Genomic DNA, 12871 nt, shown 5'->3' on the forward strand with positions numbered 1-12871 from the left:
CCGGGTCCTAGTCCTGCGTTTCCATCAGGTCGCTCCAGGTGGTGACACCTCCAAGCACCTGGCAAAGTTCCTGGACCTTGATGGCAAGGGTCGCGCCGCTCTCGAAAAAGTCCGTGTCGAATCGACCCAGGGAGATGAGCAGTCGCTCGGGTTCGGTGGCCCACCGCTTCACGTCGATTCGAGCGTCGGGCCAATCCCCCAATTCTTGGGCCAGCTCCGCGATGAGCGTGGGTGGGGCCTCGGCAACCTCCCGCTGAAGCTCGGGGGGCGTCAGGGCTCCACTTCGGAGCGCCTCCAACTGCTTGAGTACGACCTCCGCATGGGGAATGGCCGCGCCATCCAGGAAGTCCGCGACGACGAGACAGTCCATGGGTGGCTGTGAGGGCTCTCCTGTCCAACTGGAGTCACTCGCGAAGCTGCGTTTCAGTTCGAAGTCCGACCACGTGTGCTGGAGTGGCTGCGCGAGCTGAACCTCGACTTGCCAGTGGTCGTTCCAGATATCCTCCCAGTCGTCGGCATCCAGGTCGTCCGCCAGGTAATTCGTGGCGAAATGGCTCACGCGCCAGGTGGTGAACGCGGTGTTGGGTATTCCGAGGTCGCTGAGCATCTGCTCCACCATCTCCCGACTCCCCTGGTGGAGTTGTTTGACGGCGGTGGCGAAGACCGCGAAGCCCAACGTCAGTCCGTCGTCCTGCATCGCGGCATTCCAAAGAATGAAGTTTTCCATGGGACCCTCGGCTATGTGGCGCTACGGATCCTTCGGACCACGGAACCGCTCCGTCACCTTACGATTGTAACTGCCCTGGTTCTTGCCCGCGTTACAAGAGCCGCACATGACGATGAGGTGCGAGTCGTCGTCATACCAATTGTTCCGTTCGCCCTGAAGCATGTCGTTGCCCCCGCTGGGCTTGTTCCACTGGTCCACGACCTGCTCGGTGTGCTCGACCTCGATCTCCGAGCGGAGGAGCAGGGGTTTGTGGTTGGGCCCCAACTTGCCGGTGTTCTCGCAGCGATAGAGTGGCGCTCCGCTGGGAGATTTCGTCGGGGAGAGCGCGCGGCTGAGCATGTTCGCCAGGGGCTGCTTCCGGAACTTCTTCTTGTAGAACCGGTCTCGGATGACAATTCCAGGCGTGATCTCCATCGTCGCCTTGTCGACGTATTTGGAGACTTTCTTGAGGTCGTGCTCGTCTGTCTCGTCGCCTGGATTGACCTTGCCCTTGGCTCGGTACTTCGTACCCCCCGTCTTCTTCAGTTCGAGCGTCTTCAGTTTGTACTTCGTCTTGATGCCGGGCAGCTTGCCGTTGACGGAATTGACCGAGGCCTCGGGTTGGGAGAGGAGGGCGTTCGCCTCTCGCAGTGCGGCCTGAAGGTCGCGTTGCTTCTCCGCCGGTGTCCTGTTGTCCGGAGGCTGCTCCTTGGCTCCTCCGCCCCCGAACATTCGCTTTGCCAGGGCGACCAGCTTCGCCAGCACCTTGTCGATGGCGCGGTCCACCATCCCCTGCACCTTGAGGATGGTCTCCTTGATCTTGTCGCTGATGCCGCCCAGGCCGATGAGCCGCGCCAGGAAGCTGATGACCACGGGCACCGCACGCCCCAACGCTTGCTCAATCCAGTTGGCCGCGCCGCCAATCGCTCCCGTGGCGATGGCGTGCACCGAGCTGATGATGGCCTCGATGAGCGCCATGATTTGACTGGCGCGCTCGATGAAGAACATCACCGTGTTGTAGATGGCGAGGACGGCCTGGATGATGGCGCCCGCCGGGTTGAACATGGAGATGATTTTCGTGATGGCCTGTTTGACGACGGTCTCGATGAGCCACGACTTCAGCGCCTCGATGACCATGTCCTTCAGGTTGCCGAGGTTCTCCTTCATCTGTTCCCACATCGCCGCGGGGCCAGACGTGACGAGGGTGCGCACCAACTCGAAGACCTTCTCCAGCAGGCCCACGGTGCGCTCGCCCAGGAGCTTCACGGCCTTGGCGCGCATCCGCTCGTAGGTGATGCCCAGCACCGCGAGCACCAGCTTGAGGATGCTCGGCAGCGTCAGGTCCGTGGGGATGGGGATGCCTGCCTGCGCCAGCGCTCCGAAGAGCCACTGCATGAAGCCGCGAATCAGGTGGGCCTTGATGTTGCCCAGGAACTGCTGGACGCCCAGCTTGATGGCGGAGATGAGGTTGGACAGGAACCCGATGGGGTCCGCGAGGATGAGCTTGATGGTCTCCCAGCCCTTGCGGAGCAGGGCCATCAGCTTGTCCTTGAACTCGGTGAGGATCTTGATGACCTCGCCGATGGCGTCCGCCAGCTTCTTCAGTGCGCCGGCGTTCTCCTCCTCCAACTTCTTGAGCGCCGCGTCCGCCTTGTCGAACGCGTCCTTGTATTTCTGGGCCAGCTTCTGGGCCAGGTCGTTCTTCTTCGCGTCGATGCCGCTTCTCAGCTCGTCGAAGCGCTCGCCCACCGCCTTCTGGGCTTCTTGTCCCACGCTCTGCAAGTCGCGAGGGAGGCTGTCGACATAGGCCTTGATGGCGGCCTGTCCCTTGTCCACGTCGGCCTTGGCCTGGGCCAGCCGGTTGTCCACCGCGGTGGAGATGCGCACCGCGAGCGCGTCCATCTTCGAGGCGAAGCGCACGCGGGCCTGACCGAGGATGACCTTGATGCCCTCGGGCACGGGGCGGAACAGGTCCGCCACCCAGCGCGCCTTGCCCGTCAGGCCGCTGTAGCGGTCGTCCTTGAACTTCTCGATCTCACGGTCCGCATAGGACTTCATGTCCCCCAGGGCAGCCTCGGCGCCCAGGTCGAACATGCGCATGACGTCCGCTTCGAGCGTGGACAGCCGCGAGTCCACCCGTTGCTTCGTCTGCTGATACATCCGCTCGATGTTCGCGGTGACTTCCTTGCGCCGGGCCTCGTCCTTCTGCTTCGCCAGGAGCTGGCGCGTCTTCACCTTGCTGTTGCCAGACACGCGGACGCCGGCCATCTGCGCCACGCCGGCACGGGCGTCTCCGCCTGCCTTCGCCTTGGCCTGACCCAGGGTGCCCGTCTCACTCGCGCGGTACTTGCCGGGCGCGGCCCCGGCGGTCTTCTCCACCTGGCCCTTCTCCGAAATCACCTTGGAGAAGCGCGGGTCATTCGCCTTCTTGAGCTGGTCGGGCGTCAGCTCCGCGTCCTTCATCTGCTGGTCGGCGTCCTGCTTGCCCTTCTCCAACGCCTGCACCGTGGCGTTCGGCTTGGGCGCGGGCATGGCCTCCGCGCCGTTGACCGGGAGCGACTCGGGCGCGGGCTCGGAGGGCATCGCCGAGGACTGCCGGGCGGGCACGCTGCTGGGATCCGGAGCCGCCGCCGTCGCGGCCTCCGTGGGGCCCGTGGCCGCCTGCTTCGACTCGCTGACGCCTCCGGCGACGCTGTCCTTCACCTGCGCCGTCTCGTTGCCCTCCATGAAGCTGTCGGCGTCATCCAGCGTCTTCGGCATCGCCTTCTCGATTTCCGCGCGCAACATCGCGAGGAAACCGTTGGGCTCTGTCTTGGGCGCTTCCGCCGCCTTCATGGCGTCGACTTGATTGCCCTTCGCCCCCGCGAGCTGCTCGGTGGGCGGGGACACGGCGGCGGCCTGCGCCTCCGCGGCCTTCTGCGACGCGGGGGGATGCTTCTTCGTCTTGTCGGAGCTCTTCTTGAGCTGCTCGATGACCTTGCGGAAGCGCGGGTCCTTCTCCGCGTCACCGCCGACCTTGATGGCCGCGCCTCCTGGTGCCGCCGCGCTCGTGGCCCCCGCGCGCGCGGGCGCCGCTCCTCGCGCGGGTGCGCGGGAGGCAGCTCGGGCGGGTGCGCGGGCGGGAGGCATGGGTGGTCTCTCTCAGCCTCGCAGGGACTGCGTGGTGGACCGACGCAGCGGGCAGACGTCTCCGGCCTTGCGGTACTCGCGAGTCACGCCCGCCTCCAGGTGCGCGGAGCCGAGCGGCGCCTGCTCCTCCAGCGCGAGCAATGAGGCGTGCAGCACCGCGTTGCGAATCTGTCCGCCGCTGAGCTGGCAGCGCGCGGCCACCTCGCGAAGCAGCTGGCTGTCCACCGCGTGCGCGGGAGGAAGGTGGAGCTGCCAGAGCGTCCATCGCTCGGAGGCGTCCGGGGAGCGGAAGTCCACCACCACGTCCATCCGCCGCTGGAACGCGGTGTCGATGGCGTCGGCTGCGTTGGTGGTGATGATGAGGATGCCTTCGTAGGACTCGATGCGCTGGAGGAGGTAGTTCGTCTCCAGGTTGGCGTAGCGGTCCGTGGAGGAGCCCACGCCCGTGCGCCGCGCGAAGAGCGCGTCGCCCTCGTCGAAGAGCAGCACCACGTCCAGCTCCTCGGCGAGCGCGAAGATGCGCGCGAGGTTCTTCTCCGTCTCGCCGATGTACTTGTTCACCACCGAGGACAGCTCCACCCGGTACACGTCCAGCCCGAGCGCCGCCGATACGAGCCGCGCGGCCAGCGTCTTGCCCGTGCCACTGGGGCCCTGGAAGAGGGCGCGCACACCCGCGGTGAGCTGTCGAGCCAGTGCGCTTCCCACCGCCGCGCCCATGCGCTCGCGGTTGCGACAGCGCGTCTCCAGGAGGCGAAGCTCGCGCAACGTCTCGCTCGCGACGGAGAGCTGGCTCCAATCCCCTGGCGTCGTCACGCGCACGGCGAGGGTGTCCAGGGCCTGTCGATTGAGCGCACGCGTGGCCTCGCGCACGTCCGAGGGTTCCACATGCATTCGGTCCGCGAGTGCCGCGTGCGCCTGGGCCAGGCGGGCCGCGCGTCGGAGGTGTCCCCGGGTGAGGCGGAAGCCCGTGCTCAACGTCTCCAGGGCGGGACAGGCGCGACCGGCGAGTCCTCGCTCCCAGTGCAGCATGCGTTCGTCGGGGCCCGGCATCGCCACGTCCAGCGTGAGTGCGCGGTCGACACCGTCTCCCGTGACACCGCCCAGTCGGCCGAGCACGACGCCCAGCGGTCCGTCGAGTCCCTCCAACGCGGGAATCTCAGCGGCCTCGCCTGGAGGAGGGTCCGTCACCGCCACGGGCATCGCGTGCAGCAGCGTCGCCAGCGGGCCCACGACGCGCCAGCGCGGGTCCTCGCCTTTCTGGAGTCCTTCCACCTCGAGCACGCCGCGTCCGAGCGAGCGGGCCACGGTGCGAAGCAGCGTGCGCCGCCCATTGTGACGAGGTCCCCGCAGCACCAGCGCGCGCACCTCATCGGAGCCGAGCAGCGTGGGCAGTCGTTCCAGGGCCTCGCGGAGTGACTCTGGAATGATGAGCGGCTCGTCCTGTTCCAGCCGCTCCAAGGGGTGGTGTTTCATCCACGACGTGGGCTTGTCGGGCGCCTCTCCTCGCAGCGCATCCCAGACCGCGCCAGGGACATGGAGCGCCCACTCGGAGCGAGGGGCCTCGCGGTCCGTCACCTCCACGAGCCCCAGCTCCATCAAGCGGCGCAACCGCGCGCGCGTCTCTCCCCGGTCCTCATCGCCGCGCCAGCCCGCGTTCAGCAGGCCGAGCGTGGGACGGTGGAGCGTGGGCGTGCCCTGGAGTGACGCGAACAGTGCGCCGAAGCGGGCATCTTCTTCCACCATGCCCACCGCGAGCAGGAGCGTCAGCGTGTCATGATCCAACAGCGCGGCCCGGCGCAGCGCGCGCAGGGGGAGGTGTTCGGTGACGTCCTCTTCCCATGCGGAGATCGCCTCGGCCCACGGGCCTGCTCCGGTCGACACTTCATGTGGGTCGATGCCCAGCTCGGTGAGCTCCGCCCGGTAGGCTTCCAGGAAGGGGAAACGCGCGAGGAGGGAGTCCTCGCCACCGCACAGGCTTGCACCCTGGGCCAGTACGCGTGACGCGGCGGCGAAGAAGTAGAGCTTGAAGTGCTCGTGTGCTTGGGACTCGATGGGAGGAGGCTGTGAGATGGACATGGCGCGCCTCGGGCTCACTCGAAGTGGAAGGTGAGGTGTCGCCCCTCGGAGGGCAGCCACCCGATGTCGCGGTCCAGGCCCGCGATGCGCACCGCCAGCGGGAGCTGCGACAGGAACAGCACCACGTCCACATGCCCCTCCGTCACGTGAAGTCGCGCGTCATGTGCGAGCAGTGTCGCGTCCAGGGCTGACGCATCTTCTGACGACACGCCCAGCGCGCGGCACAGTCGGGCTCGACAGAACGGCACCAGCCATCCGAGCCAGCGCTCCAGGGGCTCGGTGTCGAGCCGACCTGTCTCGTCACCTCGGGAGAGCGTGAATGCCGAGCCGACGAAGTAGGGCGAAAGCTCGCTGTTCACGAGAACGTCCGCGTCCTGTTCATCATAGGGAACGTCCAGCACGAGGAAACCCGCGGGATGCATTACTCGCAGCCGTCTTTCGCGAACGCTCCAGGTCCAGTGGGAGTCGCGCGCCGCGCGGAACGTGCGCAGCCAGGCGGGAGGGATTCGCCACGCATCGGGAGGCGCGAAGTCCTGGCCGGGAAGGGCTCCGGGCTTTCGCCCAGCGAGCAGGGCCAGCACCTTCCACACCGGGTCCGAGGGACGTAGGTCCACGCACAGGCGCCGGCCCACGAGCGTGACGAAGTCCCAGAGCGACAGTGGAAGGTTCGGATGGGCCGGCATCGAGAAGTCGCCGTACAGCTCCAGGAACAGGCCCAGGTTGACCAGGTAGAAGAGGCCGCCGAGTCGGGTGGAAAAGGGCAGTCCCCACGCGCGTCCGGAGGGTGGCTCGAGCTCTCGGAGTGGCGTCGGTGGTGTCGTGGTGTGCACGGGGGACCGCGAAAGGTCTTCAGTTGTGGAGGCTGGCGAAGCGTGGCGAGGCAGCGGGCGCTCATCGCTCGACGGAGACTCGATGGCCTTCGATACGCCGTGGGTGCCCTGACGCTCCAGGACACCCTCGGACGCCGTCGTTCCCTCGCTTCGCGATGCGGAGTGCTTTGTCGTCCTGTCCTCGGAAGGAGTGGTCTCCAGACCGGGCCTCTTCAGGAGGTCGTCGACAGGGGGCGCGAATTCGGTGTCGTCGGGAGCTGCTCCGGAGTGTGGCTTTGGGAGAGCGCCGGCCACGACAGGTTCGGGCGGGGCCTCGTGCCGAGCCTCGCGGGGTGCGAAGGGAGAGGGGACCGCGAGCGCCTCGTGAGCGTCTCGCCAGATGCCCACGGCGGGGAGGAACTCCAAACGACGTGCCTCCACGGGAGCGCGACGCAGCGTGAGCGCGACGCCGAGCAGCGCACCGTGCTCGCGTGAGTCCTTCAATGTCCGCGCTTCAGGTGCCCACGACTCCCATGGGGCGCTTGTCGCGAGGACCGTTCGACCCGGCTTCATCGTGCTCGGGGGACTCGCGGGGACGGTGGGCCGCTCGCCGCTCACATCTCGCGAAGGTGCGTCGAGGGCAGCGGCGGAAAGCCCGTGGACCTGGAGCACGCGAGTGAGCAGGGCCCGGGCCTCCGGCGACGTGAACAACGACACCACGGCACGGACCTCGCGTCGCCGGGTGAGGAACTCCAGGGCGCTCGGGACGTACTCGGGCGCGCGCAGCCATTCCGCGACGACGGTGCGGGACAGGTCCGCGTTGGAAAACAATCCCCGCCACCACCAGTGGGCGCTCGCGAGGCCCCGGCTCACATCGCTCGCCAGACACGCCAGCAGCTCGGAGGGGTCCGCGAACAGCACGGCCTCCGCTCCAGGTGGTACGACGCCATGCGCGGGCCTCGCCGCACGAGCCACCTGCTCTCGCAGCACCGAGGACAGCGCCTCGTTCCACGCCGCGGGCGGGCGCAGGGCCTGCTGATTCAAGGGGAGCACCCCGGGCTTCGGGTCCATCAATCGGCGAATGCACACGGTGGCGGAGGGCGGAAGCCCCGGTGGAAGCAGGTCGGCGCCCGCCAGCACGGCCTCCAGCCGCAGGCGCGCCGAGAGCGGCTCCAGCTCCGCCCCGCGCAGCCGCAGCCGCTGGATGACCGTCCTGCCTCGTGCCGCCTGCTCATGCATCGTCGCGACGTCCTCTTGGGTTCGACACCAGCGTCCGCTTCAACTTCGTGATGTGCGTGTGCTTCCGGCCGGGCCAGGAGCCCCGTGGCCAGGGGCTCCCAGAAGCCAGACGTCAATCCCCGTCGTGGTGCTTGCGGCGGCGGCTCGCCAGGAACCCCAGGGCCACGAGCCCCAGGACACCGGTGGAACCACTCGGACGCGTGTGCTTGCACGGGCAGCCCTCCCCGGGAGGCGGCACGGGAGGTCCCGAGCCTCCATCCCCTCCACCCGTTCCGCCATCACGCCCGGTGCCGTTGTCCGGAGGCCGCGGCTCCACCGGCTCCAGCTTCGTCACCGGCCCCTTGGCCACGGGCGTCCCGTTCACCAGCACGATGATTTCAGTGCCGTCGCCAATCTCACTCAGGCGGACCTCGTAGGTGCCGTCGAGCTTGGGCGTGGTGGCCGGGGCCTGCCGGCCCTTGCCGTTGATCTGCACGACGACGCGGTCCTCGAAGCCCGGGCCCACGTAGTTCCCCAGCGCGTCACGCGGCGTCAGCACCAGCACGTAGCTGCCCGTGTCGACCTTCGTCACCTGGACGTCGGTCTTCGGGCCAAACGGCAGCACGTCCACCTGTGTCTCGAGAATCTCCGTGCGCCGCAGCGGCTCTCCGCTGGGGCCTTTCATCAAGAGCTGGAAATGGAAGCGGTACGTGCCAGGCGTCTGCGTGTCCTTGAACTCCAGCTTGTAGATGCCGGGCGCGGTCTCCTTCAGCACCAGCTCATCCTTGCCGACGGTGGTCCCCATCTTCTTCAGGAACTCGGGGTCCTTCATCAGCGTGTCCAGCTTGCCCTGGTACGGCGACACCGGGTCCGGACTCTGCTCGCCGCGTCCCTCGCCGCGCGTCTCGTGCATCAGCGTGCCCAGCGCCCCGTTCGGGGTCTCCACCAGGACGGTCAGCTCGCCGTTGTCGAGGTTCTCCAGCGGCTTGCCGTCGAACGTCACCTGCGCGACGACGTTGAGCGGCTGGCCGGCGGAGTGGCGCAGCTTGTCGAGCGAGAGCTGGAAGTCGAGGCTCTTCTCCTGCACATAGGCGGCGAGCTGGTACGGAATGGCGGGGCTCGCCGTCCCGGGGATGCGGTTCACCGTGAGCTGCCATTTGCCGACCGGACCCGCCTTGGGGAAGTCGTAGCGGTTCAGGATGTGGCTGCGGCCCGTCTTCACCGCCACGGGCTTCGGGTTGCTGCCGTCCGGCGCGGTCACCTTGAGCGTCACGGGTTGCCCGCGCGGGCTCGTGGTGAACCAGCCCAGGTTGACGTAGAGGCTCTGCACCGTGCCGTCCACGTCGACGGACCGGGTCGCGGTGTTGGTGCCCGAGGGCAGGGTGGTGGAGCTCTGGAGCAGTGTGGCGAGCGTGTTGCCCTTGAGCGCCGTCACCAGTTGCTGCGCGAAGGCCGTCGTGGTGCCGCTGCTCGTCGTCAGGTGGTTCTGCCCCGCCGTCTGCAGGGAGATGGCGTTCATCAGGTCCGCGTACGGGACGGCGCCGCTTGCCACTGCGACCGTCAAGAGGGGGACGCAGTGATTGGTAAGGCGCTCCGTCGTTCCGGGGGTGACTTCCAGCACCTTGAAGCCGATGTCCGGGCCCGTGCCGTCCTTCACCATCGGATTGACGTTCTGCATGCCGTCCGTCATCACCACGAGCGTCAGGTCGTTGACCTTGTCCGCCTGCCACGCGGCGAGCGCATCCCGGATGCCGCCGCCCATCGCCGTGGTGCCCGCGGTGATGTTCGCGTTCACATGGCTGACGGCCTGTTCCCACGGGTGGCCGCCATCCATGAGCGCCGGAGCGCGCTCGACGAACAGCTTGCCGTTGAACTTGGTCGGCTCGGAGTCGCTCTCGAAGTAGACGAGCGCCAGCCGGTCCCTGCCCAGCCCCGTGCCGCCCGTCTCGCTCAGCGGATCCAACCCCTCCACCTCCCAGAAGTGGATGAACTGCTCGGCGGCGCTCTGGAGCGCGAGCCACTTCTGGATGTTCGCCGGGTCACCGGGCGTCGCGGAGATCATGCTGCCGGAGCGGTCCAGCACCAGCGCCACGTCCATGGGAATGCGGCCCCGATTCACCCCCGGAGGCGGCACCGTCCAATTCGTCAGGCCCTTCACCCGTCGCGAGGAGCAGGTGCACTGGTCCACCGATGGCGCGGCGAAGGTCGTGGTGCGATAGCCCGTGAGGTTGTTGAAGTTCGCGGCGTCCGGCGTGAAGCGAATCGTCCCGGAGCCATCCTGGGGGAGCTTGATGCCGCAGAGGTTGTCCACGGCGGCCAGGACGTCCCGGCGCTTGTAGTCGATGATGATGGCGTTGGTGCCGGCTCCGACGATGAACACGTTGTCGCCGTTGGCCAGATTGACGGGCCCGCCGCCCACCGTCACATCGGTGTTGCCCAGGGGCGTCTCGAAGTTCAGCGTCGCGCCGTTCTGAATCGGCGTGGTGGACTCGAGCATCACCTTCACGCGGGTGATGGGAATGGTCGTCGCGGGCGCGGAGATGGCGAGCTCGTGCGTCGCCGCCAGGGAGCCCGTCGCCCCCAGCAGGAAGGGAATCGCGAGCCAGGAAAGCCTCTTGGAATGTCTTGGCATGTGTGGACCTCAGGGCTTGTAGATTTCGAGTGCCTGCGTGGGAGACATGGCCGTCCCCACGCGCACCTTGATGTTGATGATCTTGCTGTCCCCGGAGAGGTTGATGCCGGTCAGGGACGTGGGGATGGTGACGACGAGCCGGCTTGGCAGCGTGGACGTGCCCAGGGGCTGAACGCCAATGGGCGTGCCCGACGTGCCATCGCGGGGCTGGTCATCGAAGAACACGCGGATGTTGGTCAGTGTGGAGCCGAAGTTCTGGCCGTTGATGATCAGCTCGCCACCCAGCGGTGCATTGGCGATGCTGAAGGGGGTGATTGCGGGCAGGGGCGTGCCCGTGGGGCCCAGGATGATGAGCTGCGCGGAGGTCGCGCCCGCGGGGTTGGTCACCACCACCGTCACCGTCTTCTGCTGGCCGGCGGCGGGCGGGTTGGCGACGGAGGGCACGACGACGAACAGCGAGTAGCGCGTGCTCGCGTTCGAGGGCGGCGCGGCCACGGTCCCGTCGAACGTCACCGTGTTGTTGGCGCGCACCGCGTCGAAGTTCTCGCCGATGATCTGCACCTCCGTGCCGATGTTCGGCGTCAGCGGAGAGAAGCCGCTGACGGTGGGCTTCGCCGGAGGCGTGGGCGTGGAGCCGGCGATGGTTGCGATGAGGAGGTGGATGCCCGTGCCGTCCGGCACCCGGGTGCCCGGCGTGGGAATCTGCCCGATGACCGGCCGCGCGTTGTTCTTCGGGTCATTGAGGTTCACCACCAGGCCCGAGGCATCCATCGACAGGGCGAGCTGGAGGTTGCCGCCGGACTGCGCCAGCAGGGCCTTCACGTCGAGCAGCGTTCGGCTGAACAGATTGGGCACCACGTTGGGCCCACCCGACGTGGTGGCCAGCGCGTTGAGCAGCTGGATGATTGCGTTGATGAGCTCGGCGCTGATGAGGTCGCCGGGCTTGACGAGGTTGAGTGGGTCGGCCATCGGGGTCTCCTCGCGGCCTGCGAGAGATGGAAGGTGGGAAGGTCAGCGGGGCAGCGCGTAGTTGCCGAAGTGCCAGTGCGCGGCGTCGGACCGCGCGTCACCCAGGTAGGGCAGGTATCCACTGGCGAAGACGAGATAGGGCTGGGGCCGGGGTGTGCTCGCGTCGCTCTGCGCGAGCTGGTTCTCGTGGACCAGGTAGAGCCACAGGAAGGGCTCCTTGCGGACCAGGTCCACGGGCGGATACGCCAGCGACATCCTCAAGAGGGCTTGCAGCCGCGAGCCCTCCACGTGGACCGGCGCCTCGGGGGGATACGTGAGCCCGTCGAAGAACTTCGTGTACGTGAAGCCCCGCGCGCCCGTCATGCCCTCCAGCGGCAACAGGCCCACCGCGGGCAGTGCCACGAAGTGGTCCAGCGCGCGCACCGTCTCCGGCGTCCCGGTGCGCAGCGTGTCCAGGTGCTCCTGGAACTGGAGGAAGCTCGCCTCGCCCTCCGTGGCTCGGCGGTCCTCGAGCCCCAGGCCCCAGCGCTCCGGCGTGGCCACGCGCGCGGGCCGGCGTCGCGCGGCCCAGGCATCCACCCAGCGCAGGCCCACGCCCGCCTTCCAGTGCACCACCGCCAGCGGCACGTCACACGGCGTCAGCACCGTGGGCCGCAGCTTGTCGATGAGGCCATAGGGCGGGTTCGCCGGCCCGAAGGGATTCACCATCCACGCGCGGCTCGCCGCGTCCGACGTGCCCAGGCACAGGTGCGCCACCCGGTTGCGCAGCCGCGCTTCGTCCGAGAGCTGGGCCGCCGTCAGCTTCAAGTCCAGCAGCCGGAAGCGCACGCCCTCCACCCGCCGCTTCGCCTCGCAGCCGGAGGAGGGATTTCCGCCCAGGCCGCTGACGGGCGCGCGCCCCTCGCGGCCGGACGCGGGCGAGAGGACCAGCAGGTACACGCCCGTGCCGGACACGTAGTCGCTGCTGCCCGGCGCGCAGGTCTCGAAGCCGCCCGTGGCGGTGGCCGTCGCGCCACTGCCGCTGTTGGAGGGGCCTCGCACCAGCGACACCTCTACCGGCTGGAGCAGCTCCAGTGCGTGGCCCGCGCGGCTGAGCGCCAGGCCCGCCGTCACCGTGACGAGCGGCGAGGACACGGTGCTTCCCGGAGCGATGGACACCGCGAGCCCGTGGGCGACACCTTCGCCCATGGCTCGCACGTGTCGTCCCAGGGCCGCCTCGTGGGCGGTCTGCTCCTGACTCAGGTCCTCGGCGGACAGCAGCCGGCCGTTGAAGAAGTTCGTCGAGCGGATGCCGTCCTCGAGGAACGCGGTGTCCAGGTCGATGCGCATGGC

At 68.0% G+C, this 12871-nt stretch carries 7 protein-coding genes; all 7 read right to left on the reverse strand.

Going from position 1 to position 12871, the window contains the following annotated elements; genetic code table 11:
• Positions 1-7: 7 nt before the first annotated feature.
• The 7 genes from HUA76_RS37275 to HUA76_RS37305 all read right to left on the reverse strand — a co-directional run bounded on the left by HUA76_RS37275 (position 8) and on the right by HUA76_RS37305 (position 12868).
• Positions 8-727 (reverse strand): hypothetical protein, encoded by a 720-nt coding sequence (locus HUA76_RS37275; protein WP_174463569.1) that lies wholly within the window; start codon positions 725-727, stop codon positions 8-10.
• Positions 728-748: 21 nt separating this feature from the next.
• The gene (locus HUA76_RS37280; RefSeq protein WP_174463570.1) at positions 749-3835 is read right to left on the reverse strand and encodes a hypothetical protein; all 3087 of its coding nucleotides are present in this window, start codon (positions 3833-3835) and stop codon (positions 749-751) included.
• A gap of 12 nt (positions 3836-3847) precedes the next feature.
• Complete coding sequence (locus HUA76_RS37285) at positions 3848-5911, reverse strand: ATP-binding protein (protein ID WP_174463571.1); 2064 nt, start codon at positions 5909-5911, stop codon at positions 3848-3850.
• 14 nt (positions 5912-5925) lie between these two features.
• Positions 5926-7959, reverse strand: a complete 2034-nt coding sequence (locus tag HUA76_RS37290; protein ID WP_174463572.1) for a hypothetical protein — start codon at positions 7957-7959, stop codon at positions 5926-5928.
• Between the two features lie 112 nt (positions 7960-8071).
• A complete protein-coding gene (locus HUA76_RS37295) occupies positions 8072-10570 on the reverse strand; it encodes a hypothetical protein (RefSeq protein WP_174463573.1) in 2499 nt (832 codons plus the stop codon).
• A 9-nt stretch (positions 10571-10579) separates the two neighbouring features.
• Positions 10580-11539 carry an IPT/TIG domain-containing protein gene (locus HUA76_RS37300; protein ID WP_174463574.1) on the reverse strand — a complete coding sequence of 320 codons (960 nt, stop codon included), beginning with the start codon at positions 11537-11539 and terminating at the stop codon, positions 10580-10582.
• A 42-nt stretch (positions 11540-11581) separates the two neighbouring features.
• Positions 11582-12868: a hypothetical protein gene (locus HUA76_RS37305; RefSeq protein ID WP_174463575.1), complete on the reverse strand. Its 1287-nt coding sequence runs from the start codon at positions 12866-12868 to the stop codon at positions 11582-11584.
• Positions 12869-12871 lie beyond the last annotated feature (3 nt).

The sequence above is a fragment of the Myxococcus sp. CA056 genome (genome assembly GCF_013336715.1).
In the GTDB taxonomy this organism is placed as follows: Bacteria; Myxococcota; Myxococcia; order Myxococcales; family Myxococcaceae; genus Myxococcus; species Myxococcus llanfairpwllgwyngyllgogerychwyrndrobwllllantysiliogogogochensis.

Bases quoted from the DNA above. Each gene is read 5' to 3' on its own strand.
- HUA76_RS37275 (WP_174463569.1), bottom strand. From the start codon at position 727: ATGGAAAACTTCATTCTTTGGAATGCCGCGATGCAGGACGACGGACTG.
- HUA76_RS37280 (WP_174463570.1), bottom strand. From the start codon at position 3,835: ATGCCTCCCGCCCGCGCACCCGCCCGAGCTGCCTCCCGCGCACCCGCG.
- HUA76_RS37285 (WP_174463571.1), bottom strand. From the start codon at position 5,911: ATGTCCATCTCACAGCCTCCTCCCATCGAGTCCCAAGCACACGAGCAC.
- HUA76_RS37290 (WP_174463572.1), bottom strand. From the start codon at position 7,959: ATGCATGAGCAGGCGGCACGAGGCAGGACGGTCATCCAGCGGCTGCGG.
- HUA76_RS37295 (WP_174463573.1), bottom strand. From the start codon at position 10,570: ATGCCAAGACATTCCAAGAGGCTTTCCTGGCTCGCGATTCCCTTCCTG.
- HUA76_RS37300 (WP_174463574.1), bottom strand. From the start codon at position 11,539: ATGGCCGACCCACTCAACCTCGTCAAGCCCGGCGACCTCATCAGCGCC.
- HUA76_RS37305 (WP_174463575.1), bottom strand. From the start codon at position 12,868: ATGCGCATCGACCTGGACACCGCGTTCCTCGAGGACGGCATCCGCTCG.